Here is a 24071-nt window from a genome sequence, read left to right on the forward strand (position 1 = left end):
TGTTGAGTTCTCAAGGATCAGACGCTCCCCCGACCCAGCCATCACAACCAGGCCCGAAGGGCAACTTCTCTATCTTATCCGCGTCGTTCAGGCTGTCAAATCGACATGCCGGAAGACCCGGGACCAGAGCCGTTCACCGAAGCTCTTCGAGCTTCGAGACAACTTCTCTAGCTTATCCGTTTCGCGGAGCCTGTCAAATCGGCGCCGGCGGATCCAGGATCCGCTGCGCGACCGTCGACCGCGTACCACGAGGTGGATCCCCCATCCTAGACGCGATGGTCCGGACTCTCAAGAGTGAGAAGGATCGGGGGTGGTTCTCCGCTTGAGGGGGGTGAGGCTCTCGGCCTTTCCGCTTCCCTGTGGGGCGAACAGGTAATAACTTACGCAGGATCCCCGGGCCGGGCAAATCGGGGCCTCCGCCTGGCGTGTCGCGCGGAAAATCGCGGGATCCCGCGACATCCCGAGCACGACGAAGGGCCCCCACCGAGGTGAGGGCCCTTCGAGCGACGCGATTCAGATGGCGTTGACGTCCAGCGGGATGCCGGGGCCGAACGTGGTCGACACCGCACCCTTCTGGATGTAACGGCCCTTCGAGCTCGACGGCTTCAGGCGCACGATCTCCTCGAGCGCGGCGCCGATGTTCTCGCCCAGCTGCTCGGCGGAGAACGACGCCTTGCCGACGACGAAGTGCACGTTGGCGTGCTTGTCGACGCGGAACTCGATCTTTCCGCCCTTGATGTCCTCAACGGCCTTGGCCGGGTTCGGGGTCACCGTGCCGGTCTTCGGGTTTGGCATCAGACCGCGGGGGCCCAGCACCTTTCCGAGACGACCGACCTGGCCCATGAGCTCGGGCGTCGAGACGGCCGCGTCGAACGCGGTCCAGCCGCCGGCGACCTTCTCGATGAGCTCGGCGCCGCCGACCTCATCAGCGCCGGCCGCGATCGCAGCCTCGGCCGCGGGACCGGTGGCGAACACGATGACGCGCGCGGTCTTTCCCGTGCCGTGCGGCAGGATGACGGTGCCGCGCACCATCTGGTCCGCCTTGCGGGGGTCGACCGAGAGCTTCAGTGCGACCTCGACGGTCGCGTCGAACTTCGACGAGCCGGTCTCCTTCGCCAGGGCGACGGCCTCGGCGGGAGTGTAGAAACGGTCTGCCTCGATCTTCTCGGCGGCAGCGCGGTATGCCTTGGACTTGGTAGCCATGATTGTTCTCCTCAGCCCTCGACCGTGATGCCCATGGAGCGGGCGGTGCCGGCGATGATCTGCGAGGCGGCCTCGATGTCGTTCGCGTTGAGGTCGGCCTGCTTGGTCTCGGCGATCTGACGGACCTGGTCCTTGGTGATCTTGCCCACCTTGACCGTGTGCGGCGTCGCCGAGCCCTTCTGCAGGCCGGCGGCCTTCTTGATGAGCTCCGCAGCCGGCGGGGTCTTCAGGATGAACGTGAAGCTGCGGTCCTCGTAGACGGTGATCTCCACGGGGATGACGTTGCCGCGCTGCGACTCGGTCGCGGCGTTGTACGCCTTGCAGAACTCCATGATGTTGACGCCATGCTGACCGAGCGCGGGGCCGATCGGCGGCGCCGGGTTGGCAGCACCGGCGTTGATCTGAAGCTTGATCAGGCCGGTCACCTTCTTCTTCGGTGCCATTCTCTTTCCTTTCGTCGAGCGGATGCCGTGTGCATGCGCTCTCCCACGGGCCCGGCGAATCCGGGTCGTGGTCGTCTGCGCGCGCGGAAGCGGCGCACAAACCAGGCAAGTCTACCCGATGCGGCCGGATGCCGTGGACGAACGAGAACGGCCGCCCCGATCGGGACGGCCGTTCCAGGAAGGCGATGGTTTCGACTCGCTTCGCTCGCTCAACCTTGTGACGCCCTCGCATCAACGCTGCTGCGCAGCATTGATAGAAAAGGCGCTGGTTTCGACTCGCTTCGCTCACTCAACCTTGTGACGCCCTCGCATCAACGCTGCTGCGCAGCATTGATCCGAGTCGTCACAACATCTTCGTGACCTGGTCGAACGACAGCTCGACCGGGGTCTCGCGCTCGAAGAGGGACACGAGGACGGTGAGCTTGCCGCTCTCGGGCTTGATCTCGCTGATCGAACCGGGAAGGCCGGCGAACGAGCCCTCCTTGATCGTGATCGTCTCGCCGATCTCGAAGTCGACCTCGGCGGCGACCGGACGGGCGACGGCGACGCCGCCCTTGGCCTGCACGTTCTTCGCGGTGGGGACGTCCTTGACCTCGACGAGGGACTTCAGCATGTTGAAGGCCTCTTCGAAGCGCAGCGGGGTGGGGTTGTGCGCGTTGCCGACGAACCCGGTGACACCGGGCGTGTGGCGGACGACCGACCAGGTGTCCTCGTTGAGCTCCATGCGCACCAGCACGTAACCGGGAATCCGCACGCGCGTGACCATCTTGCGCTGGCCGTTCTTGATCTCGACGACGTCCTCCATCGGGACCTCGACCTGATAGATGTCGTCCTCGACCTCGAGCGTCGACTTGCGCTGCTCGATGTTGGCCTTGACCTTGCGCTCGAAGCCGGCGTACGAGTGGATGACGTACCACTTGCCGGGCAGCATCCGCAGATCCTGACGGAACTCCTCGTAGGGGTCCGCCTCGTCGTCGCCGTTCACGTCGGGACCGTCGTAGGGGGCGACCTCGTCGGCCACCGCGGCCTCGCGGTCGGCGACCTCCTCGGCCACCGAGTCGTTCAGGACTTCAGCGGCGGCCTCGGACTCAGCCGCCTCGTCCAGGTTGAGAGCGTCGTTCACGATCGCGTCCGCCTCCGGGTCGTCGATGTCGATGTCGTCATCCGTGTCGTCTTCCTCGTCGTCGCCCTCGACATGCAGAGCGACGTGCTCGGCCGGAGCGACCGAGGACTCCTCGGCGGAGAGGACGTTGCCCTCCTGCGCCTCGTCGTCCTCGCTGGACTGCTCCGCGGCGGTCGCCCAGTCGGCGTCGTCGGAATATCGTTCAGACACGTTGTTTCTTTCCATTCACTGCGGCACGCAGACCGCTTTCGGGGGTTACTGCGGAACCCCGAAGACCTGAGTCGTCAGCCACGAGAAGGCGGTGTCCAGGCCGTAGACGAAGGCCATCACGATCACCACGAAGACGAGGACCACAAGAGTGAACTTGACCAGTTCCTTGCGGGTCGGCGTGACGACCTTGCGGAGCTCGCCGATGACCTGACGGAAGAACAGCGCGATGCGGCCGAAGAAGCCCAGCTTCTTGACACGGGCTGCGCCGCCTGCCGCGACGACCTCGCCGCGCGGTTCGTCCTGATCCATCCTGAATGTACCTTTCGTGTGCCAGCGTGGCGCTGACGCGCAGGGCGGACAGGAATCGAACCTGCAACCTGCGGTTTTGGAGACCGCTGCTCTGCCAATTGAGCTACCGCCCTAGAGACCATGAGGCCCCTGGATCTGCATCGCTTCTGCACCCGTGGGCACGGCGAAACAATGCAGACAACTGCTCCACCAGTGTAGGGCATCCCACGGGGCCCGGCGAACAGAGCCCGTCCTGTTAGGCTCGTCAGTCGGTCGAGGGAGGGCGTCGTGCACGGGGAGATCCAGCAGTTCCAGGTCGATCTGCGCGGTGTCGTGGACCTGTTGAGCCGCCACATCTATTCCAGTCCGCGCGTGTATCTGCGGGAGCTGCTTCAGAACGCCCGCGACGCCATCGCCGCCCGCGGCGAGGTCGACGGGGCCGGCGGCACCATTCGTATCACCCCGCTGACCGAGGCATCCGGTGAGTTCGTCCTGCGCGACGACGGCGTGGGCCTGGACGCCACCGAGGTCGCCGAGCTGCTCGCCACCGTCGGGCGGAGCTCCAAGCGCGACATCTTCGACCTCCCCCGCAGCGACTACCTCGGTCAGTTCGGGATCGGTCTGCTCAGCTGCTTCATGGTCGCCGACACGATCGTCATCCGCTCGCGCAGCGCCCGAGGCGGCGCGAGCGTGGAGTGGACCGGCAGCGCCGACGGCACGTTCCAGGTCGCCGAGCTCGACGAGGAGCTTCCGATCGGCACGAGCGTGCACCTCATCCCCCGCTTCGACGCCGACGACCTGCTGCGCCCGGCCGCGGTGCGCGAGCTCGCGACCGTCTTCGGGGAGTTCCTTCCCGTGCGGGTCGTGCTGGAGACGGCGTCCGGAGACATCGACCTGACCCGGCCCGCACCGTTCCTGGATGCGCGTGCAGATCCCGACTCCGCCGTCCAGTACGGCCGCGACCTCGTCGGCTCCACGCCGCTCGACGTCATCGAGCTCGCAGAGCCGGCCACTGGCACCCGTGGTCTCGCCTACGTCCTGCCGTTCGCGCCGCCCCCGGGCTCGCGCCAGGCCACACGCATGTATCTGGGCAGCATGTTGCTCTCCGAGCGTGCCGACGACGTCCTGCCCGACTGGGCGTTCTTCGTCAGGGCCGTCGTAGACTCCACCGGCCTCGCGCCGACCGCGAGCCGGGAGTCCCTCGTCGAGGACGCCGCGCTCGAGCGCGTGAGGGAGCAGCTCGGGGCCGGGATCCGACGCTGGATCCTCGAACTCGGTCTGCGCGAACCGCACCGGCTGGCGCAGTTCGTCGCGATCCACGAAGTCGGGCTCAAGTCGCTCGTGCGCCACGACGAGGAGCTCGCGGCGTTCATCACCCGCTGGCTGACCGTCGAGACGACCCATGGCACCCTGCGGATCGGCGATCTCGTCGAGCAGTTCGCTCACGTCAGGTACGCGCAGACCGTCGACGAGTTCCGTCAGGTCGCCGGGATCTCGCCGAACGCCGAGGTGCTGGTCAACGGCGGCTACCTCTACGACGCGGACCTCGTGCGGATGCTGCCCGAACTGTACCCGCACGTGACCGTCGAGAAGGTGGACGTGTCCGGGGAGCTCGACCGGCTCGACCCGCCGCCCCTGGACGACCGCGCCGCAGCCATCGCCCTGGAGGACCGGGCGGGCGCGGTGCTCGCGGCATCCGACTGCTCGGTCGTGGTGCGTTCGATCGATCGGCCGGAGCTCACCGGACTGTACGTCGCCGACCCCGAGGTGCTGCGCGCTCTCGACCGCGGGCGCACCCAGGGGATCACGGGAGCGCTGTGGGGCGGTGTGCTTGCGCGCATCGACGACACGCTGTCCGCCGGGCGGGAGGACGATCTCCGTGCCCGGCTGTGCCTGAACTGGTCCAACCGCGTGGTCCGCTCGCTCACCGGCGTGCGCGACGACGCGGTCTTCGCCCGCACCGTCCAGCTGCTGTACATCCAGGCGTTGCTGGCGGGCCACCATCCGCTCTCCGACGCCGACCGCGGGCTGATGACGACCGCGCTCGCGGACCTCGTCTCCCTGTCCGCCGGGCTCGACGTCGACACGATCGACGACCCCCGCTGATCACGCCGCCGAAGAAGGGTATCCGATGGCACGTCCCAAGAAGCAGTTCCAGCAGCTCCTCGAGGAGATCGACCGCACACCGTGGGGTCCTGCGGAACAGGCACTCGTCTCCCAGGCCGTCGCCTTGGCGCAGGAGATCGGGGACGACCGACTCGAGTACCAGGCGCGCATGCGCCAGACCGCGTCGGCCAACATGGGCGGCGCGACCGACGTGATGCTGAACTCGTTCGCCTGGTGCCTCGCGCGCCACGACGCGGATCCGGCCCGCTTCCCCGCCGACATCGACAACGGCGGCGCGGACCTGATGTGGCAGTTCAAGTGGATGGCCTCCGCGCTGCGCTCCTCCCCCGCGTTCGCCTCCGAGCAGATCTCCGCCGTCCTCGACGACATGGAGGCCCACTACCGCCAGGCGGGGCTGGGGATGAGCGGCGTCCTGACCGCCCGATTCGAGGACGCCTGGGATGCCGGGCGCCTCGACGAGGCCGAGAAGCTGCGCGTGCAGCTCGAGGCGACGCCGCGCGACGACTACAGTCACTGCGACGCGTGCAGCCGCAGCCAGGTCGCCGGCTTCTTCGTCGACACGGATCGGGATGCCGAAGCCATCCGCCTCGTGGAGGAGATGATCGAAGGCGGCTTCTCGTGCGGCGAGGAGCCCGAGCACGCCCTCTCCCGTGTGCTGCTGCCGTACCTGCGGGCCGGTCGCCTGGACGAGGCGAAGACCGCCCACCTGCGCAGCTACCGCCTTGCCAAGGACAACCCGGACAACCTGACCATCGTCGCGAACAACGTCGTCTTCTGCGCCGTCAGCGGGAACGAGGCCCGCGCCCTGTCGCTCGTCGAACGGCACCTGCCCTGGCTCGCCCACGACGGTCTGAACGTCGACGCCCATTTCACCGCCCTGGGGGCGATCGCCTTCGCCCTGGACCGCGTGACGGCTGCCGGACACGGCGACACCCCCGTGCGCGGCGCGGACGCCGCGGCGCTGCAGCCGTTCTTCGGAGAGCACGAGGGCGCCTGGTCCGCCGCCGAGCTCGCCGCCGCGGCGTGGTCGGCCGCCGAGCGCATCGCCCGCGAGTTCGACGCCCGCGACGGCGGGGACGCGCATGCCGGCCGGCTGCGCCGTCTGCGCGGGCTGACCGAGGCCTCCTACGACGTCCCGATCCGCTCCGACGCCTTCGTCGAGCCGGTGGCCGCCGCATATCCGGCCGATGCCGATGCGTGGTATGCGCGCGTGGTCGAGCTCGCCGACTACGGCGCCGAGAGCGACACGCTGAGCGCCCTGCCCCATGCCTTCGACGTGACGGATGCCGCGAAGACCGCGCGCCTGAACGCGATCCGCCTGGCCGTCCTCGTCGCCGGTGAGCGCGAGGACGAGGCCCGCGCGTTCCTCCCGGATCGGATCGCCGCCCTGCGGGCCGCGGGCGACGAGGCCCAGGCGGCGCTCGAGGAGCGGCTGGGACTGGCGATGTTCGGCGAGGACGGACCGGACGCCGTCGCGGCGCTCGACCGGGAGCTCGCGGACGACGAGGCGCTGCCGGCCGCGTCGCGCGGCGACCTCGCGATCACGCGTGCGTCGCTGCATCTCAAGGAGTCCGAGTTCGACGCCGCCCTCGATCTCGCCGAGCGCGCGCTCCGCGGCTTCGCCGAAGCCGGGGATGCGCGCCGCGTTCACGGCACGAGCCTGCTCGCCGTCTTCGCGCTGCTGCAGACCGAGCAGCTCGAGCGCGCGCTCGGCCACCTGGACCGACTGCTCGCCGAGGAGTTCCTCGGCGACGGGCACCGTGCGCGAGCGCTGGAGATCCGCGCGCGCATCCGCGGAGGACAGGGCGAGTTCGCGCCGGGGGCCGCCGACGCCGACGAGACCTGCCGCATCCTCGCCTCGATCGGGGCGAGCGGCAGCCTCGCCGCCGCGCACATGCTCGCCGGGGCGCTCTGGGAGGACGCCGACGAGGCGGACCAGGCCGTGAGCCGCTACCGCACGGCCTCTCACCTCGTCCAGCAGGACGGCGGCGACCTCTCCGGCATCGACTTCCGCCTCGCGCGCGCCATGCTGTCGGCCGGGGATGCCGCGGAGGCGGCGGAGCTGTTCGGCGACGTACTGCGACGCGAGGAGGAGGCCGAGGTCCCCGAAGGCTCCCGCGCGATGACCGTCGCGATGCTCGCCCGCGCATTCACCGCCTCGGGCGAGTACGGTCAGGCAGTCGGCGCCTTCGGTTACGCCGCGGAGCTGTACGGCGCCGCGGGAGAAGGACCGGACCAGGCGATGTCGCTCACCGAGCGCGCCAAGATCCTCGCCCGCTTCGATGAGCACGACGACGCGATCGAGTCCCTCGAGCAGGCGGCCGAGATCGTCCGTCGGTCCCCTGACGCCGTCGGGGCCCTGTCGGAGGTGCTCCACAATCTCGCGCAGGCCTATGCCTCCGAGCAGGACGAACGGGCCTTCGGCCTGTTCGACGAGGTGGCCTCCCTCGCGACCGAGCACGAGGCGGGCTGGCTGCTCGCCGACGTCACGGACTCGCGGGCGCGCGCCTTCGCATCCCTCGGACGCGTCGACGAGGCGGTGGCCGCCGCGCTCACCGCTGCCGACGGCTTCCTCGGTGTCGGCGATGCGGGAGCGGCCGGCGGCTCCGAGCTGTTCGCCGCCCGCGTGCTGGCGGGGAACGAGCGCGGTGAGGACGCGGTGGCGATCTATCGCACCGTCCTCGAGCACGCCGCGGAGATCCCGCCGCTGCGGCAGGTCGCCGCGCTCGAGCTCGGCGACGTGCTCGAAGGCCTCGGACGCACCGCCGAAGCCGCCGAGGCGCGGGCCGTCGCCGAGGCCTGAGCGACCGCCCGCCGACCTCAGAAGAGCTGACGCCAGTTCGCCCTGGCGAGATCGAGCAGCTCGTCGCCGCGCCCCGAGAGGACCGTGCGGATGGCGTAGAGCGCGAAGCCCTTCACCTGCGACGCCTCGATCGCCGGCGGCATGGAGAGCTCCTGGCGTTCCGTGACGACGTCGAGCAGTGCGGGACCGTCGTGGGCGAGGACCTCCCGCACGGCATCCGGGAGATCCTCGCTCCGCTCGACCCGGCGCGCGAAGATGCCCAGGGCGTTCGCGACGGCAGCGAAGTCCGGATTCTCCAGGTCCGTGCCGTAGGTGACGAAGCCGGCCGCCTTCATCTCCAGCTCCACGAAGTTCAACGACGAGTTGTTCACCACGATCGTCTTCACGGGCAAGCGGTTCTGGGTGAGGGTGATCAGCTCGCCGAGCATCATCGCCAGTCCGCCGTCGCCGGCCAGCGCGACGACCTGACGGTCGGGGTGCGCGACCTGCGCGCCGATGCCGTGCAGCAGCGCGTTGGCCATCGAGCCGTGGTTGAACGATCCGATCAGGCGCCGGTGCTCGGTCATGGTGAGATAGCGGGCGGCCCAGACTGTGGGAGACCCGACGTCCGCCGTGAAGATCGCATCGTCGTCGGCCTGCTCGTCGAGCAGTCTCGCGAGGTACTGCGGATGGATCGGAGCCCGGCCACGGGACGGCACCGCCAGCTCGTCGAGCTTCTTGCGCGTCTTGCGGTAATGCGTCGTGGCGTCCTCGAGATGCGAGCGGTCGGTGTTCTCCGCCAGACGCAGCAGCAGTGCCTGCGCGGTGGCGCGCACGTCCCCGACGAGGCCGAGGTCGAGCGGATGCCTCTTGCCCAGCTGCGCTCCCCGGATGTCGACCTGGATCGTGGTCGCGCCCTCCGGATAGAACTGCTCGTACGGGAAGTCGCTGCCGAGGACCAGCAGGGCGTCGGCAGCCTCCATCGCGCGGTAACCGGAGGCGAAGCCGAGCAGGCCCGTCATGCCCACGTCGAACGGGTTGTCGTACTCGATGAACTCCTTGCCGCGCAGGGCGTGGACGATCGGCGCGCCGAGACGGTCGGCCAGCGCGATGACGTCGTCGTGCGCTCCCTCGACCCCCGCTCCCGCGAGGATCGTGACCTTCCTGGCGGCATTCAGCAGCGTCGCCGCACGCTCGAGCTCCTCGGCGCCGGGTACGACGACCGGCCGGGCGCGTTCGATGACGGTGGCCCGGTCGTCGCCGATGTCGGCCAGCGCGACGTCCCCGGGGATCACCAGCACCGCGACGCCGCGCTGCTCGATCGCGGAGCGCATGGCGATCTCGAGCAGCCGGGGCATCTGCCGTGCGTCCGAGACGTACTCGACGTAGACGCTGCATTCGCGGAACAGCTCCTGCGGGTGCGTCTCCTGGAAGTACCCGGTTCCGATCTCGGTCGTCGGAATGTGCGCGGCGATCGCCAGCACGGGCACCCGGGACCGGTTCGCGTCGTACAGCCCATTGATGAGGTGCAGGTTCCCCGGTCCGCACGACCCAGCGACGACCGCGAGCTCTCCGGTGGTCGCGGCATCCGCTGCGGCGGCGAACGCCGCGGCCTCCTCATGGCGGACGTGCACCCAGCGGATGGTCCCGTCCTTGCGGAGGGCGTCGGTGAAGCCGTTCAGGGAGTCGCCGGGGATGCCGTAGACCCGGTCGATCCCGTTGGCGCGCAGGTTCGTGACGATGTTCTCAGCGACAGTGGCCATGGTCCGACCCTACGCCGCCTGCGTCACGATGAGGCCGGATGCCTCAGACGCGCTCGGCGGCAGATCGGTCAGCCGGCTCCCGGGTTCCGGCGCTCACGGCGGCCGGCTCGTTCAGTGCCAGGAGGACGGCGAACCCGGTCCACACCGTGACGATGCCCATGGCGGTCTCCTTGCCGTTCCACGTGCTGGACTGCCACATCGCGAACCATTCCGAGCCGATGACGACGAAGCCGATGAACCAGATCGCGAAGCCGAGCGCGAACGCGGCGTAGCCCCAGAACCGCGCCTTGTCGTAGGCGAGGACGTCCGCACCGCGGCGCAGGAACAGCAGGACACCGCCGTAGAGCGCGAGGAACGCGAACACGCCTTCGGCGGCGATGATGCCGATGTACGCGATGGTGTGGATCACGGGGTTGTCGATGGCCCGCCACATGAGGGCGTTGCCTTCGAACGTGGTGTCCATGGAGAGCACGTGGACGACGAACTGGTAGTTGGAGTCGTAGTCCATCAGGTTGCCGGCGAACACGAACAGGCCGAAGAGTCCGGCGATGAACACGACGAAGGCCTGGAGCAGGCGCAGGGGATGCCTCATTGCGGGTGGTCCTTTCGCACGAAGACGAGATCGCATCGCGGTTCGGTGTGCTCGGCGAGCGGGATCAGCTGCACGAACTCCCACCCCTCCGCGGCGCGTTCGCCGATGACGCTCCGGTAGTCGAAGGCGAAGTCCCAGCCGTCGCGACGGCGCACGAGCGGCACGCTGACGAAGGCGTATTCCGCGGTCGGCATGACGTCCCTCCCGTCCTCGGCCCCGGAGACCGGTTGCCCCGATGCTAGCGGGAGCGCACGGCGGAAGGACAGAGGTCCCGGCATCCTGGTGCGGATGCCGGGACCTCTGTCCTCGCGCAGGTCAGCCCATCGGGATGACCGCGTAGAGCAGCCAGGTGAGGAGGAAGCCAGCCGCACCCAGCACGGTCGTCAGGGGCGTCCAGGTGCGAAGGCCGTCCTTGACCGACAGCCCGAGGTAGCGCGTGACCACCCAGAAGCCGGAGTCGTTGACATGGCTGAGCCCCAGCGCCCCGTAGCCGATGGCGACCGCCACGAGCGCGATGTGGACGGCGTCGAGTCCGAGGACGGCGACGGTGGGCAGCAGCAGGCCCGCCGTGGTCGTGATGGCCACCGTCGCCGAGCCCTGCGCCGCGCGCATGATGAGCGAGATGAGGAACGCGGCCAGCAGCAGCGGCATCCCGGTGTCCGCGAGCACCTCGGCCACGGCTCCGCCGATCCCGGTCTCGGTGAGGATGCGACCGAACGCGCCTCCCGCACCGGTGATGAGGATGATCACGGCGGCGCTCGGGAGCGCCGACTCCATGACCTCGCCCAGCTTGGCGCCCGACCAGCCGCGGCGCACGCCGAGCAGGAACATCGCGAAGGCGATCGCCACCATTAGCGCGAAGATCGGCTGCCCGATCATCGACAGGAAGCCGTGCCAGAACGTGCCCTCGTCGAAGGACGGCGCGACGGCGGTGCCGAGCATGATGAGAACGAGCGGCAGCAGGATGATCGACAGCACCGTGTACGCGCTCGGGGCCTTCTCGCCCTCGCGCAGTCCGGCGTTCGGGGACGCCTGCTCGGACCCGAAGGCCTCGAACATCTCCTTGGTGGCCTCGATCATCGCGAACTCGCGACGGTTGAGGAACTTCGACACGAGATAGGACAGCACGGCCAGCGGGATCGAGATGATCAGGGCGAAGATCAGCACCCAGCCGATGTCGGCGCCGAGGATCGTCGCGCCGCCGACGATGCCGGGGTGGGGCGGGACGGCGACGTGCACGGCCAGCATGATGCCGGCCACGGGCAGTCCGAACTTGATCGGATTGAGCCCGGCGATCTTCGAGAAGGCGAAGATGATCGGGACGAGGATGATGAATCCGGCGTCGAAGAACACCGGGATCGCAAGGATGCCGGCGGCCGCGACGAGGGCGATGCCGACGCGCTTGGGCCCGAGCCAGGACGTGAACTTGCCGGCGAGCGATTCGGCTCCGCCGGACAGCTCGATGATCTTGCCGAGCATCGATCCGAGCGCGACGAGCACGGCGACCGAGCCGAGCGTTCCGCCGACCCCGGCGATGATCGCCTGGATGATGCCGAGCTGTTCCGGACTCGTCTCAGTCGCGGGGACCGTCGTCATCGGCAGACCGGCGGCGAGGCCGACGACGATGGAGACGAGGATCAGGGCGTAGAACGCCTGCATCTTGAAGCGGATGATCAGCAGGAGCAGCAGGGCAAGGCCCGCCACCCCGATCGCGATCAGGGCGGGAAGAGGGAGCGTCATCGGGTCTCTTCTTTCCGGTGCGCGTGCACCGAGTCGGTTTTCAGGGTCAGGACAGTCGTTCGGGGGCGATCACGCGGATGACCGCGGAGTCGTCGAGGGCGCCGAGGCCCTGTGCCTCGCCGAGCAGGAACAGCTGCTCGGCCGCGGCGGCCACGGGAGTGGACAGGTGAGCGCGCCGGGCCGCGTCGCCGACGATGCCGAGGTCCTTGACGAAGATGTCCAGACGGCTTAGCACCTCGGCCCCCTCCTCGTCGTAGGCCTGCAGCGCCCGAGGACCCCGGTTGCCGAGCATGAACGAGTTCGCCGCGCCGGCGGTGAGCGCCTCGAGCGTCTTCTCGCGGTCCAGCCCCAGCGCGTCCGCGAGGGCGAGCGCTTCGCCGGCCGCCGCGATGTGCACGCCGCACAGCAGCTGGTTCACGGTCTTGAGCGCCTGCCCGTCGCCGGGCCGCTCCCCCACGACCGACAGCGTGGATGCCAGCTGGTCCAGGATCGGACGGGCGATGCCGAGGGCGTCCGGGGTCGCGCCGACGACGATGAGGAGGTCGCCCTCTCCGGCCCGCACGGGGCCACCCGAGAGCGGAGCGTCCACGAGGTGGGCGCCGCGCTCGGCGAGGCGTGCGGCGATGTCGGCGATGCCGTCGGTGCCCACGGTGCTCGTGAGGATGACGACGGAGCCCGCCGCGAGGTGCGGAGCGAGGCCGTCCTCTCCGAAGAGCAGGGCGTCGAGTTGCGCGCCGGTGCGGACGGCCACGAGCACGGCCTCGGCGTCCGCGACCGCCTCGGAGGCGGAGCCCGCGGGCGTCACGCCCTGATCGGCTGCGAGCGCGACGCGCTCGGGGGCGATGTCGAATCCGCGCACGGTGAAGCGTTCGGTGAGCCGGGTCGCCATGGGAAGCCCCATGGCGCCGAGCCCGATGACGGCGACGGTGGTGGTCATCTCGTTCCTTTCCGGAGGTCAGTGGGTGTCGGCCAGCGTCGCGACGACGCGGGCGAGCGAATCCGCGACGCCGACGTTGCCGGCGAAGACGACGTAGGGGATGCCGACGGCAGGGCCGGTCTCCGGCTGCCAGAGCGACACGATGCCGGGGAGCATGGGTCCCAGCACCGTGGCGCGGCGGATCCGGAGCGCTTCGCTGGCGACGTCGCTGGAGGTGATGCCGCCCTTCGCGATCACGAAGCGCGGCGGCGCGATCTCGAGGACACGGCGGACGAGCTCCACGACGCCGCCGGACACCTGGCGCGCGATCTCGAGGCTGGCGTCCCCGGTGGCTCCGGTGACCAGTTCGCGCGTCGTGTGGACGATGACGGTCCCGGAATCGAGCGCCGCCGCCACGGCACGGGACTGCGCCTCCAGGTGCGCTTCGCGCCGGTCGTCGATGAGGCTGGGGACGTCGAGCTCGATCGTGGCGGTGCCCGGCCGGGCGAGACGCAGCGCATCGAGCTGCTGCGTGGTGAGGGGCACGTGACTGCCGACGACGACCAGGCCGCCGCGGTGGTGCGCGAACGGGATGTCCTCGGCGCGGACCGGCTGGGCGATCTCCTGGCCGATGTGGGCGCGGACGTAGGGAGGCCCGACCCGCAGCAGTGCTCCGCGCTCCTTCAGACCGTTCAGCGCGAGCGCTACGACGCGCATGTCCGACTCGTCGACCACGTCGACGGCGACGATCGTGCCGGCGGGCAGTTCCCGCAGGAAGGCGGTGACGGCGTCGACGCCGGAGCGGATGATGTCGATCGTGAGAGCGGCGACGGCATCCGCGGGGATGCGCCCTCCCGTCTTCTCGGCGACCCATTCGCGCAGATCGGAGGAGGCGAATCCGAACGTGGCGTCCTGGGCGAAGGCCGTCTCGCCCACCGGCGTCGCCTCGCCGTCGGTGACCCAGTAGTGCACCGAGTCGACCGTGATGCGCCCCGCCTCGGGGAACGCCGGGACGAGAAGCGTCAGCTCCGGCACCATGCCGCCGTGGGCGGCGATCTCGGCAGCGAGGACATCGGTCTCGAGGGGGAAGTGCCCGCGCAGGGTCGAATCGCTGCGCGACACGAAGGTCACCCGTCGCCCCGCGGCCTCTGCGGCGGCGAGCGCGACCGCGACGATCTCGCGGTTTCGGCGTGCGGCGGTCTCCTCGTCGAGGGAACGGGTGTTGGTCAGGATGTAGACGGCGGCGGCTCCCGTCGCGAAGGCGCCGTCGAGGTCGTCGCGCTCCCAGCGCGTGAGGACCGGGAGATGGGCGACGGACTGCGTCCCGGTCGGATCGTCGTCCAGCACGACGAGGACGTCTCGCGCATCGCGGGCGCGCGCCACGGTCTCGGCGTCGATCTCCACGGGGGCCGGCAGCGGCGCGAGCAGGGCGTCGACGTGCACAGGAACTCCTTCGTTCGAGGGTGTTATCCGATATCAGATAACGACCTTACGCCTCCCCCGCCACTGCCGCAAACCCGACGCCCCACCCCTGCCTGAGCCGCGAGACTTGGCCTGCGGAGCGAGACTTGGCGTGGAGACGTCGGTCTCGCTCTGCAAGGGAAGTCTCGCGTCCTGCGCAGGAGATCGGGGAGCGGAGGTCAGGCGCCCTGGACGTAGTGGAGCAGGTCGGCGCGGGTCTGACGCATATGGCTGGCCATGGCCTCGCGCGCTCCCTCGGCCGAGCGCGTGCGCATCGCCGCCAGCACAGCGGCGTGCTCGGCGAGAGCGTGCTCCCGGATCTCGAAGACCGCGCTCGTCTCGCTGCGGGATTCCTGGAGCAGAGCGGTCAGAGGGCGCACCGAGGCGACCAGGATGCGGTTGTCCGCAGCCTGGAAGATCACGTCGTGGAAGGCGAGGTCGGCCTCCACGAACCCGGGGACGTCGCCGTTGGCATGCGCCGCGTGCATCCGCTCCAGTGTCTCCTTGAGAGCGCGCAGATGCTCGTCCGTGCACCGCGGCGCCGCCAGCTCGGCGGCCCCGGTCTCGAACATCACGCGCATGTCGAGCAGGTCCAGCGCCGCCCGCCGGCGCGCTCCCCCGCTGCGGGAGTACCGGACGACCGCTTCCAGGCCCGTCCATTCGTCCACCGGGGCGATCCGGTGCCTGCTCCCGGGGACCGGGACGATCACTCCCTGCGCCTGCAGCAGGCGCACGCCCTCGCGCAGGGTCAGCCGTGAGACGCCCAGGCCGTCCGCGAGCTCCCCCTCCGGCGGGAGGGGTTCACCGGCGACGAGGCGTCCGGCGATGATCTCGTCGAGCAGGCCGTCGACCACCGCCTGGGTGCGGGTGACGCGCTCAGACTTCATGAGACGGCTCGATCCGGGATGCGGGCATGGATCAACGCTAGCGCGGCGGTGTCGGGGGACGCGGCAGCGGCGTTTCGACTCGCTGCGCTCGCTCAACGAGCGAGGGGTGTGCGAGCGAGGACGGCGGAGCCGACTTCCCCCTCCGCTCGTTGAGCGAGGACGGCGGAGCCGACCGAGTCGAAACGGGCTGACTGCTGAGGCCCATTCGCGAAACGGCGTTTCGACTCGCTGCGCTCGCTCAACGAGCGAGCGAAGGGGGAGCTGCTCGACGAGCGAAGGAGGGCCGGGCCGCGCGGGGGGGCGGGCCGGCCCTCCCCGAGTGTCAGGCGATGCGCACGAGCTTCTTGTTCACGAACTCGTCCGCGGCCAGCAGCCCCAGCTCGCGCGAGGTCCCGCTGCGCTTGACCCCGCCGAAGGGAAGCTCCGGGCTGTCGGCAAGGACGAGATTCACGTAGACCATGCCGGCCTCGATCGCGTCCGCGACCCGTTCGGCCTGCGCGGCATCCGTGGTGAACACGTAGGAGCCGAGCCCGAACGAGGTGTCGTTCGCCAGTGCGACGGCCGCGTCCTCGTCCGCCACGCGGTACACGACCGCTGCGGGGCCGAACAGCTCCTCGCGATACACGTCCATGTCGGGCGTGACGTCCGCGAGCAGCGTCGGCGCGAAGAACGCCCCGTCCCTGGTGCCGCCGGTGAGCAGCGTCGCTCCCTGTGCGACGGCCGTGTCCACCTGCTGCTGCAGCCGCTCAGCGGCCGCGAGCGAGGACAGCGGACCGAGGACGGTGTCCTCGTGTGTCGGGTCCTCGGCCTCGATCGCCGCCAGCTTCTGCGTGAACTTCAGCGCGAACTCGTCGTAGAGCCCGTCGACGACGATGAACCGCTTCGCCCCGTTGCAGGACTGGCCGTTGTTGTCGATGCGCGCGTCGACGGCGGCCTGCACGACGGCATCCAGGTCGTCCGCGGAGAGGACGATGAACGGATCCGATCCACCGAGCTCCAACGCGACCTTCTTCAGGTTGCGTCCGGCGACCTCCGCGACCGCCGCGCCCGCGCGCTCCGAACCGGTGATCGAGACGCCCTGGATCCGTGAGTCGGCAATGATCGCGGCGGCCTGATCGTTCGTGGCGTAGACGTTGACGTACCCTCCGTCGGGAAGACCGGCGTCGGAGTAGATCCGCTCGAGGAACGCCGCGGACTCCGGGCACTGCGGCGCATGCTTGAGGATGATCGTGTTGCCGATCGCGAGGTTCGGCGCGGCGAAGCGGGCGACCTGGTAGGCGGGGAAGTTCCAGGGCATGATGCCCAGGAGCGCGCCGAGCGGCGCGCGGCGCACCACGGCGGTGCCCTCCCCCAGGATGTCCAGGGGCTGGTCAGACGTGATCCGGTCGATGTTGTCGGCGTAGAACTCCACGATGTCGGCGGCGAAGTCCACCTCGCCGACGGCGGCCGCGATGGGCTTGCCCATCTCGCGCACGATGATCGCCGCGAACTCGTCGCGACGCTCGCGGTGCAGCTCGGCGATGCGGCGGATGACCCCCGCCCGCTCGGCCGGTGGGGTCCGGCCCCAGGTGCGGGCCGCCGAGGAGGCGCGCACCACGGCATCCTCGATCTGGGCGTCCGTGAACGTGTCGTACTCGGCGATGGTCTGCCCCGTGGCGGGGTTGACGACGGCGTACTCGGTCATCTCTGGCGTCCTCTCGCTGTCTCAGTTCGGGATCAGGGTGTACTTCGTGGACAGATATTCGTGGATGCCCTCGGCGCCGCCCTCGCGACCGACGCCCGACTGCTTCACGCCTCCGAACGGGGCGGCCGCGTTCGAGACCACGCCGACGTTCAGGCCCATCATGCCGGTCTCGAGCGCATCGATCATCCGGTGCCCGCGAGCGAGATCCTCGGTGAACACGTAGGAGACGAGACCGTACTCGGTGTCGTTGGCGAGGCGGACGGCCTCCTCCTCCGTGTCGAACGTCGCGATGGCGAGGACCGGACCGAAGATCTCCTCGCGGAGGATGTCGCTTCCTGCCGCGACCTCGGTGATCACCGTCGGCTCGAAGAACGTCCCGACGCCGTCGATCGCGTTGCCGCCCGCGAGCACGCGAGCGCCGCGCGAGACCGCGTCGCCGACGAGCTCGGATGCCTTCGCGACGGCGTCCTCGTCGATGAGCGGGCCGATGGCGACGCCCTCCTCAGTGCCGCGTCCGATCTTCATCGTCCTGACCCGTTCGGCGACCCGGTCGGCGAACTCCTCGGCCACGGCGGAGTGCACGATGAAGCGGTTCGCCGCTGTGCAGGCCTGCCCGATGTTGCGGAACTTCGCCGCCATCGCTCCGTCCACGGCCTTGTCGAGATCGGCGTCCTCGAACACCACGAAGGGAGCGTTGCCGCCGAGCTCCATCGAGACCCGGAGCACGCCCTCGGCCGCCTGCGCGATGAGTTTGCGTCCGACCTCGGTGGATCCGGTGAACGACAGCTTGCGCAGTCGCGGGTCGGCGATGATCGGCGCGGACAGCTTCGACGAGGACGAGGTCTGCACGACGTTGACGACGCCGGCGGGAAGCCCGGCCTCTTCGAGCAGCCTGGTGAAGTAGATCGTCGTGAGCGGGGTGAGGGCCGGGGGCTTGATGACCACCGTGCACCCCGCGGCGAGCGCGGGGGCGATCTTGCGCGTCGCCATCGCGAACGGGAAGTTCCACGGCGTCACGAAGAACGAGGGCCCCACGGGACGCTGCGACACGATCATGCGCCCCGTGCCTTCGGGGTTGGCGCCGTAGCGACCGGAGATGCGCACGGCCTCCTCGCTGAACCAGCGCAGGAACTCGCCGCCGTACACCACCTCCCCGCGCGCCTCGGCCAGGGGCTTGCCCATCTCGAGGGTCATCAGCAGCGCCAGGTCCTCCTTGTGCGCCTGCACCAGGTCGAACGCCCGGCGCAGGATGTCGCTGCGCGTGCGCGGGGCGGTCGCCGCCCACTCCTCCTGGGCGGCCACGGCGGCATCCAGGGCACGGATGCCGTCCTCCGGCGTCGCATCCGCGATGGTGCGGATCACGGCGTTCGTCGCCGGGTCGTGCACCTCGAAGGTGCGGCCGCCGGAGGCGTCCTGCCAGATCCCGCCGATGTACAGGCCGGTCGGGACGCTGTCCAGCAGCGCCTGCTCGTCGGGGGCGAGTGCGGATGTCATCGTCGTCTCTCTTTCGTCTCTCTCGGGTTTCTGCTCAGCGGCGCCGGATGCTCGGCGGGGCGTCCATGCCCAGTGTCTCTCCGCGGAAGAAGGCCGGGCGCCGGATCGACTGCCAGATCATGATCGCGATCCCGACCACGATGATGCCGACGCCGAGGATGAACACCAGCCCGACCCCGCCGATGCTGGAGCCCGAGCCGTAGCCGGGGTCCATGGAGTCGATGAGGGTCGTCACGAACAGCACCGCGAGGATCGCGCCGCCCACCAGCGGGAACAGGAAGGTGAAGAAGAAGCTGCGCGCCGAGTCGAACCACTGCCGACGGAAGTACCACACGCACGCGAACGCGGTGAGGCCGTAGTAGAAGCAGATCATCATCCCGAGCGACAGGATCGTGTCAGTGAGCACGTTCTCGCTCACGAGCCGCATGACCGCGTAGAACACGCTCGCGACGACCGCCGACACGATCGTGGCGAAACCGGGCGTGAAGAAGCGCGGACTCACCCGCGCGAAGGTCTTCGGCAGCGCGCCGTAGTACCCCATGGCGAGCAGCGTCCTGGCCGGGCCCACGGCGGTCGACTGCAGCGAGGCCGCCGAGCTCGACAGCACCGCGAGCGACACGAGGAACGCGAGGGGGCCGAGCACAGGATCGGACAGGGCGAAGAACACGTTCGCGGAGATGTCCTCGTTCGCGAGCCCCAGCGCGCCCGTGCCGACGCCCGCGAACATCATCAACCCGATCGACAGCAGCAGGTACAGGCTCACGACGATCACGACCGTGACCATGGCCGCGCGACCGGGAGTCTTCTCCGGGTCCTTGGTCTCCTCGTTCATCGTGAGCACCACGTCCCAGCCCCAGAAGATGAAGATCGACAGCGACAGGCCGGCGGCGAACGCGCTGAACGACGACACCTCGAACGGGTTGAACCACGACCAGGAGAACGCCGTCGGGTCGGGCGCCTCGCCCTGCACGGACCTGACGATCGCGACGACCGCGAACACCACGAGCACGACCACCTGGAACCCGACCAGGACGTACTGGAACTTCTGGGTGGTCTGCATGTCCCGGTACGAGACGAGCGTCGCGCCGAGCATGAACAGCAGGCACACGGCCACGTTGATGAACGGGTTGAAGGCGAGGTCCGCGATGGCCGGGTTGCCTGTGATCTGCGAGATCAGCAGGAACAGGAACTCCACGGCGATGCCGGCGAGGTTCGACAGCACGATCACGGTCGCGGCGACCAGACCCCAGCCGGTCATCCAGCCGATCCAGGGGCCGAAGGCGCGCACGCCCCACGTGAACGAGGTCCCCGAGTCCGGCATCACCCTGTTCAGTTCGCGATAGCCGAACGCCGTCAGCAGCATCGGGATGAATCCGACGAGGATGATCGCCGGCACCTGCGTGCCGACCTCCGCCACTGTCGGGCCGAGCGATGCGGTCAGCGTGTAGGCCGGGGCGATCGTGGAGACGCCGATCACGACGGCGCCGAGCACTCCGACCGCGCCGGCGCTCAGGCCCTTCTGCGAGATGCCGGTCGTGACGGCGGAGACGGGCTCCGTCGCCCGATTGGTGCTGCTCATCAGCGGTCTCCTGCTTCGGCGCGGGTGCGCGGGACGACGATCATGGGGACGGGCAGCTCGTGCAGCATCTTCGCCGCCGTGGAGCCCAGGAAGAGGCGTCTCGGCTGCGCCAGACGCGAGGAGCCGACGAGGATGACCTCGCCGGGGAGCCAGGACAGATGCGCGACGGCGTCCTCGACGCTGTCGCCGCCGGCCTGCTCGACCTCCGTGGCGATGCGCTCGTCCACCGCGGCCCGCGCCTTCTCCAGCACCGACTGCGCGTAGTCGTCCGTCACGATGCCGATCGCCGCGGTGTCCAGCCCGGGAGGGACGTCGAGCGGCATCAGCGACACCAGGCGAAGCGGGACTCCGGCGACGCTGGCGACGGTGGTCGCCTCGTCGAGCAGAGCGTCCGCACCGGGTCGGATGCCGATCGCCGCCGTCACCCGCGGGAGCGCGTGATCGTCCTCGCGGGCGATGCCCGCCGGCGCTAGAGCGACGGGGATCGTCGAGGAGTGCAGCAGCTCGGAGGCGACGCTGCCGAGCCGATGCCGTCCGAACAGGCCGCCGCCGGCGGCTCCGACGACGATCAGGCGTGCGCCGAACTCCTCACCCGCCGCGATCAGCCCCTCGGCGAACGACTCGGCGAAGCGCACATGGCCGGTGCGGGTGAGCTCGGGCGGCAGCGTGCCGATCGCATCCGACAGCCACTGCCGCGCCTGCGCCCTGATGTGCTCGGCGTAGGCCCGCTCCGGCGCGACGATGGGGCTGCGCGTCCCCTCGGTGGGGAGCACGATCACGAGGTGGAGCCGCGCTCCGAGACTGCGCGCGAGGCGCGCGCCCAGTGCCGCGGCGTCCGCCCCGGCATCCGTCGCCGTGTAGCCGACGACGATGGCGCCGGCCATCAGCTCGCGCTCTCGAGAACGGCGCCGGACTCGCGGCTCGCGGAGACGATCGCCGACGCGACGAGGCGTCCCATGCGGATCGCGCCGTCCACGTGCTGGTATCCGGCGCCGGCCATGTCGCTGCACGCGAAGTGGATCGGGCCGACCGGGGTGCGCAGGTCGGGTCCGTAGCGATGCAGCCCGCCGAGGTCGAAGCTCGCGGCGTAGGCGCCGCGGGTCCACTCCTCGCTGCCCCAATCGCTCTCGTAGTACACGACCGGGTTCTTCGCCTCCGGGCCGTAGTAGTGCGACAGGGACTCGAGGATGCGCTCGCGGCGCTCCTCGGCGCTCAGCGTGAAGAGGTCGTCCGCGTTCCGATCGCTGACGAAGCCGACGAGGGTCCCCCGCTCGTCTCCGTGGTTGGTGTTGTCGTAGGCCTCGTGCGACAGCTCGTACGGACTGAACGCGGTCCCCGACAGGCCCTGCTCGCGCCAGAACGGCCGGTCGTACACGGCGTGCACTTTGATCACGAACCCCATCGAGAGGTGCTGGTGCAGCTGATGCTGCCGGCGCGGCAGCGGCGGGACGAACGAGATGCGGTTGTAGAGGATCGGCGCGTGAGCGAGGATCGCGAAGCGCGCGCGGACCGTGTGCTCGTCGGTCTCGGCGACCACGGAGCCGTCGTTCCACTCCAGCCGGCGGACCGGCTGGTTCAGCAGCACGTCGTCGCCGAGCCGTTCGGCGAGCAGAAGCGGGACCTGCTGAAGGCCTCCGACGACCCGCTTGTCGAGGATGAAGTCGGCGTCCACGAGGTTCGAGTACGAACCGGCCGACGCCGCCATGAGCAGCGACTGCAGCAGCGAGAACGCGTGCGTGGGCTTGGTGAGCATGGCCGAACCGGTCGCGAACGCGAGATTGCGGACGGCCTCGTCGTCTTCGGTCTGCGCGCGCAGCCAGGCGTCCCAGGAGATCTCGTCCCATTCCTGCGCCTTCGGGTGCTCCCACGGACGATCCGGGTCGATCTCCGCCACCATGGCGTCCAGGCGCTCGGTGATCTCGGCGATCACCCGCTCGGTCTCGGGGGCCACCGGGAACATCTCGCCGGTGAACCGTCGCGCGACGCCGTCGGGGCCGACGTACACGCTGTCGCCCTCGCGGTAGCGGCTGAAGGTCGTGAGCCCCAGCTCGGCGATGGTCTCGATCAGCGCGTCCTGGTCGGGCGAGACCCATTGACCGCCGATCTCGAGCATCGCCGTGTCGATCACGTCCGTCCACAGGCGCCCGCCGACGCGGTCCCGCGCCTCGAGCACCGCGACCGACAGTCCGGCCTTGCGCAGATCGTTGGCCGCCGTGAGCCCGGCGGCTCCGGCGCCGATGACGACGACGTCGCGTGAGATGTCGGCCATGTGCAGCTCCTTCGTTGTGTTCGCGTCAGCGCGGATGCCGGGCGGCCCCGGCGCCGCTGGAGTGTGCCGGTCGCGGCCCGAAATCCCCCGATCCGAGCCGCGACCGGACGTTCTAGGCCGCCGCCAGCGCCTCGGCGATGATGTCGAGGCCCTCGTTCAGCAGGTCGTCCCCGATCGAGAGCGGCGGGAGGAAGCGGATCACGTTGCCGTAGGTGCCGCAGGTGAGGACGATGATGCCCTGTGCGATCGCGGCCTTGGCCACGGCCGCGGTGAGCGCGGCATCCGGAGCCTTCGTCTCGGGGTCGACGAACTCGGCGGCGACCATCGCGCCGTGTCCGCGGACGTCGCCGACGCGGGCGTCGCCCTGCTGGATCGCGGTGAGCCGCGTCTTCAGCACGTCCCCGATCTCGCGGGCGCGCTCGATGACGCCGTCGTTCTCGAAGACGTCGAGCGCGGCGAGGGCCGCAGCGCACGCGATGGGGTTGCCGCCGTAGGTGCCGCCGAGACCGCCGGAGTGCGAGGCGTCCATGATCTCGGCTCTGCCGGTGACCGCCGCGAGCGGGAGTCCGCCCGCGATGCCCTTTGCCGTCGTGATCAGGTCGGGCTCGATGCCGAAGATCTCGCTGGCGAACATGGCTCCGGTGCGGGCGAAGCCCGTCTGCACCTCGTCGGCGATGAAGACCACGCCGTTGGCGCGGCACCAGTCGACGATCGCGGGCAGGAAGCCGTCGGCGGGGACGATGAATCCGCCCTCGCCCTGAATCGGCTCGATGATGACGGCGGCGAGGTTGTCGGCGCCGATCTGCTTCTCGAGCTGGCTGATCGCGCGGGCCGCCGCGTCCTCTCCCGACAGCCCGTCGCGGAACGGGTAGGACGTCGAGGCGCGGTACACCTCGGGGGCGAACGGGCCGAACCCGCTCTTGTACGGCATCGCCTTGGCGGTGAGCGCCATGGTGAGGTTCGTGCGGCCGTGGTAGCCGTGATCGAAGGCCGCGACGGCCGGGCGGCCGGTGTGCTTGCGGGCGATCTTGATCGCGTTCTCGACCGCTTCCGCGCCGGAGTTGAACAGCGCGCTCTTCTTCGCGAAGTCGCCGGGGGTCAGTCGGTTCAGTGCCTCGGCGACGGCGACGTACGACTCGTACGGCGAGATCATGAAGCAGGTGTGCGTGAACTGCGCGGCCTGCGCGGCGACGGCCGCCGCCACCTTCGGGTGCGCGTTGCCGACGGTGGTCACGGCGATGCCGGATCCGAGGTCGATGAGCGAGTTGCCGTCCGCGTCGACGACGACTCCTCCACCCGCGGCCACCGCCGCGATCGGGATGGTGTGGCCGACACCGGCGGGCACGGCATCCGCCTTGCGCGCGAGGAGGTCGGCCGAGCGCGGGCCGGGGAGGTCGGTGACGAGGCGGCGCTCCTGTGGGAGTTCGGGGCCGCCGAGCGGAAGGGTGTCGGTCGCGGAGTCGAGAAGGGCCATGCCGCGAGCGTAGGCCGCGGCCGGATGCCGATGCAC

Annotated in this window: 19 protein-coding genes and 1 tRNA gene; 2 read left to right on the forward strand and 18 right to left on the reverse strand. The window is 69.8% G+C overall.

Translation table 11 applies throughout. The features are described 5' to 3' along the window. Window positions 1-513: 513 nt before the first annotated feature. The 5 genes from rplA to AC3RXZ_RS15200 form a co-directional block, all read right to left on the reverse strand. Window positions 514-1203, reverse strand: coding sequence for a 50S ribosomal protein L1 (gene rplA / locus AC3RXZ_RS15180; RefSeq protein ID WP_491494579.1), 690 nt, complete (start codon window positions 1201-1203; stop codon window positions 514-516). Between the two features lie 11 nt (window positions 1204-1214). Continuing rightward, a complete protein-coding gene (rplK, locus tag AC3RXZ_RS15185) occupies window positions 1215-1646 on the reverse strand; it encodes a 50S ribosomal protein L11 (protein ID WP_491494580.1) in 432 nt (143 codons plus the stop codon). Between the two features lie 343 nt (window positions 1647-1989). Further along, window positions 1990-2979, reverse strand: a complete 990-nt coding sequence (gene nusG, locus AC3RXZ_RS15190; RefSeq protein WP_491494581.1) for a transcription termination/antitermination protein NusG — start codon at window positions 2977-2979, stop codon at window positions 1990-1992. Between the two features lie 45 nt (window positions 2980-3024). Next, entirely contained in the window at window positions 3025-3288 is a 264-nt protein-coding gene (gene secE / locus AC3RXZ_RS15195) for a preprotein translocase subunit SecE (RefSeq protein WP_243229866.1), read from the reverse strand. Window positions 3289-3328: 40 nt separating this feature from the next. Further along, window positions 3329-3401 (reverse strand) — tRNA-Trp (locus AC3RXZ_RS15200). Window positions 3402-3555: 154 nt separating this feature from the next. On the opposite strand from AC3RXZ_RS15200, the gene AC3RXZ_RS15205 reads away from it, so the two are divergent. Beyond that, window positions 3556-5373 carry an HSP90 family protein gene (locus AC3RXZ_RS15205; protein WP_491494582.1) on the forward strand — a complete coding sequence of 606 codons (1818 nt, stop codon included), beginning with the start codon at window positions 3556-3558 and terminating at the stop codon, window positions 5371-5373. A gap of 25 nt (window positions 5374-5398) precedes the next feature. Next, a complete protein-coding gene (locus AC3RXZ_RS15210) occupies window positions 5399-8197 on the forward strand; it encodes a tetratricopeptide repeat protein (RefSeq protein WP_491494583.1) in 2799 nt (932 codons plus the stop codon). A gap of 17 nt (window positions 8198-8214) precedes the next feature. Here the strand turns inward: AC3RXZ_RS15210 and poxB are convergent, their stop codons facing one another. The 13 genes from poxB to gabT form a co-directional block, all read right to left on the reverse strand. Then, complete coding sequence (gene poxB, locus AC3RXZ_RS15215) at window positions 8215-9939, reverse strand: ubiquinone-dependent pyruvate dehydrogenase (protein ID WP_491494584.1); 1725 nt, start codon at window positions 9937-9939, stop codon at window positions 8215-8217. 43 nt (window positions 9940-9982) lie between these two features. After that, entirely contained in the window at window positions 9983-10531 is a 549-nt protein-coding gene (locus AC3RXZ_RS15220) for a DUF2165 family protein (RefSeq protein ID WP_491494585.1), read from the reverse strand. After that, a complete protein-coding gene (locus tag AC3RXZ_RS15225) occupies window positions 10528-10725 on the reverse strand; it encodes a DUF4177 domain-containing protein (protein ID WP_243229859.1) in 198 nt (65 codons plus the stop codon). The genes AC3RXZ_RS15220 and AC3RXZ_RS15225 overlap by 4 nt, the downstream gene beginning before the upstream one ends. A gap of 121 nt (window positions 10726-10846) precedes the next feature. Continuing rightward, window positions 10847-12271 carry a GntP family transporter gene (locus tag AC3RXZ_RS15230; RefSeq protein WP_243229858.1) on the reverse strand — a complete coding sequence of 475 codons (1425 nt, stop codon included), beginning with the start codon at window positions 12269-12271 and terminating at the stop codon, window positions 10847-10849. Window positions 12272-12317: 46 nt separating this feature from the next. Beyond that, window positions 12318-13208, reverse strand: a complete 891-nt coding sequence (locus AC3RXZ_RS15235; RefSeq protein WP_491494586.1) for an NAD(P)-dependent oxidoreductase — start codon at window positions 13206-13208, stop codon at window positions 12318-12320. A gap of 18 nt (window positions 13209-13226) precedes the next feature. Next, complete coding sequence (locus tag AC3RXZ_RS15240; RefSeq protein WP_491494587.1) at window positions 13227-14630, reverse strand: four-carbon acid sugar kinase family protein; 1404 nt, start codon at window positions 14628-14630, stop codon at window positions 13227-13229. A 197-nt stretch (window positions 14631-14827) separates the two neighbouring features. Beyond that, window positions 14828-15535 (reverse strand): FadR/GntR family transcriptional regulator, encoded by a 708-nt coding sequence (locus tag AC3RXZ_RS15245; RefSeq protein WP_243229853.1) that lies wholly within the window; start codon window positions 15533-15535, stop codon window positions 14828-14830. A 322-nt stretch (window positions 15536-15857) separates the two neighbouring features. Continuing rightward, complete coding sequence (locus AC3RXZ_RS15250; protein ID WP_491494588.1) at window positions 15858-17219, reverse strand: NAD-dependent succinate-semialdehyde dehydrogenase; 1362 nt, start codon at window positions 17217-17219, stop codon at window positions 15858-15860. A gap of 21 nt (window positions 17220-17240) precedes the next feature. Then, the gene (locus tag AC3RXZ_RS15255; RefSeq protein WP_491494589.1) at window positions 17241-18713 is read right to left on the reverse strand and encodes an NAD-dependent succinate-semialdehyde dehydrogenase; all 1473 of its coding nucleotides are present in this window, start codon (window positions 18711-18713) and stop codon (window positions 17241-17243) included. A gap of 34 nt (window positions 18714-18747) precedes the next feature. Continuing rightward, window positions 18748-20292: an APC family permease gene (locus AC3RXZ_RS15260; protein ID WP_243229850.1), complete on the reverse strand. Its 1545-nt coding sequence runs from the start codon at window positions 20290-20292 to the stop codon at window positions 18748-18750. Continuing rightward, on the reverse strand, window positions 20292-21176 hold the full coding sequence (locus AC3RXZ_RS15265) for a universal stress protein (RefSeq protein ID WP_243229849.1): 885 nt from the start codon (window positions 21174-21176) through the stop codon (window positions 20292-20294). Before AC3RXZ_RS15265 ends, AC3RXZ_RS15260 begins: the two co-directional genes overlap by 1 nt. After that, on the reverse strand, window positions 21176-22561 hold the full coding sequence (locus tag AC3RXZ_RS15270) for a flavin monoamine oxidase family protein (protein WP_243229848.1): 1386 nt from the start codon (window positions 22559-22561) through the stop codon (window positions 21176-21178). The genes AC3RXZ_RS15265 and AC3RXZ_RS15270 overlap by 1 nt, the downstream gene beginning before the upstream one ends. 112 nt (window positions 22562-22673) lie before the next feature. After that, complete coding sequence (gabT, locus tag AC3RXZ_RS15275) at window positions 22674-24035, reverse strand: 4-aminobutyrate--2-oxoglutarate transaminase (RefSeq protein WP_491494590.1); 1362 nt, start codon at window positions 24033-24035, stop codon at window positions 22674-22676. Window positions 24036-24071: the final 36 nt, after the last annotated feature.

It is taken from the genome of Microbacterium cucumeris (genome assembly GCF_058349845.2).

Coding starts and splice junctions, on each gene's coding strand:
- AC3RXZ_RS15255 (WP_491494589.1), bottom strand. CDS start 18,713: ATGACATCCGCACTCGCCCCCGACGAGCAGGCGCTGCTGGACAGCGTC.
- AC3RXZ_RS15220 (WP_491494585.1), bottom strand. CDS start 10,531: ATGAGGCATCCCCTGCGCCTGCTCCAGGCCTTCGTCGTGTTCATCGCC.
- AC3RXZ_RS15260 (WP_243229850.1), bottom strand. CDS start 20,292: ATGAGCAGCACCAATCGGGCGACGGAGCCCGTCTCCGCCGTCACGACC.
- AC3RXZ_RS15230 (WP_243229858.1), bottom strand. CDS start 12,271: ATGACGCTCCCTCTTCCCGCCCTGATCGCGATCGGGGTGGCGGGCCTT.
- AC3RXZ_RS15265 (WP_243229849.1), bottom strand. CDS start 21,176: ATGGCCGGCGCCATCGTCGTCGGCTACACGGCGACGGATGCCGGGGCG.
- AC3RXZ_RS15270 (WP_243229848.1), bottom strand. CDS start 22,561: ATGGCCGACATCTCACGCGACGTCGTCGTCATCGGCGCCGGAGCCGCC.
- AC3RXZ_RS15245 (WP_243229853.1), bottom strand. CDS start 15,535: ATGAAGTCTGAGCGCGTCACCCGCACCCAGGCGGTGGTCGACGGCCTG.
- poxB (WP_491494584.1), bottom strand. CDS start 9,939: ATGGCCACTGTCGCTGAGAACATCGTCACGAACCTGCGCGCCAACGGG.
- AC3RXZ_RS15235 (WP_491494586.1), bottom strand. CDS start 13,208: ATGACCACCACCGTCGCCGTCATCGGGCTCGGCGCCATGGGGCTTCCC.
- AC3RXZ_RS15250 (WP_491494588.1), bottom strand. CDS start 17,219: ATGACCGAGTACGCCGTCGTCAACCCCGCCACGGGGCAGACCATCGCC.
- rplA (WP_491494579.1), bottom strand. CDS start 1,203: ATGGCTACCAAGTCCAAGGCATACCGCGCTGCCGCCGAGAAGATCGAG.
- gabT (WP_491494590.1), bottom strand. CDS start 24,035: ATGGCCCTTCTCGACTCCGCGACCGACACCCTTCCGCTCGGCGGCCCC.
- rplK (WP_491494580.1), bottom strand. CDS start 1,646: ATGGCACCGAAGAAGAAGGTGACCGGCCTGATCAAGCTTCAGATCAAC.
- secE (WP_243229866.1), bottom strand. CDS start 3,288: ATGGATCAGGACGAACCGCGCGGCGAGGTCGTCGCGGCAGGCGGCGCA.
- AC3RXZ_RS15225 (WP_243229859.1), bottom strand. CDS start 10,725: ATGCCGACCGCGGAATACGCCTTCGTCAGCGTGCCGCTCGTGCGCCGT.
- AC3RXZ_RS15210 (WP_491494583.1), top strand. CDS start 5,399: ATGGCACGTCCCAAGAAGCAGTTCCAGCAGCTCCTCGAGGAGATCGAC.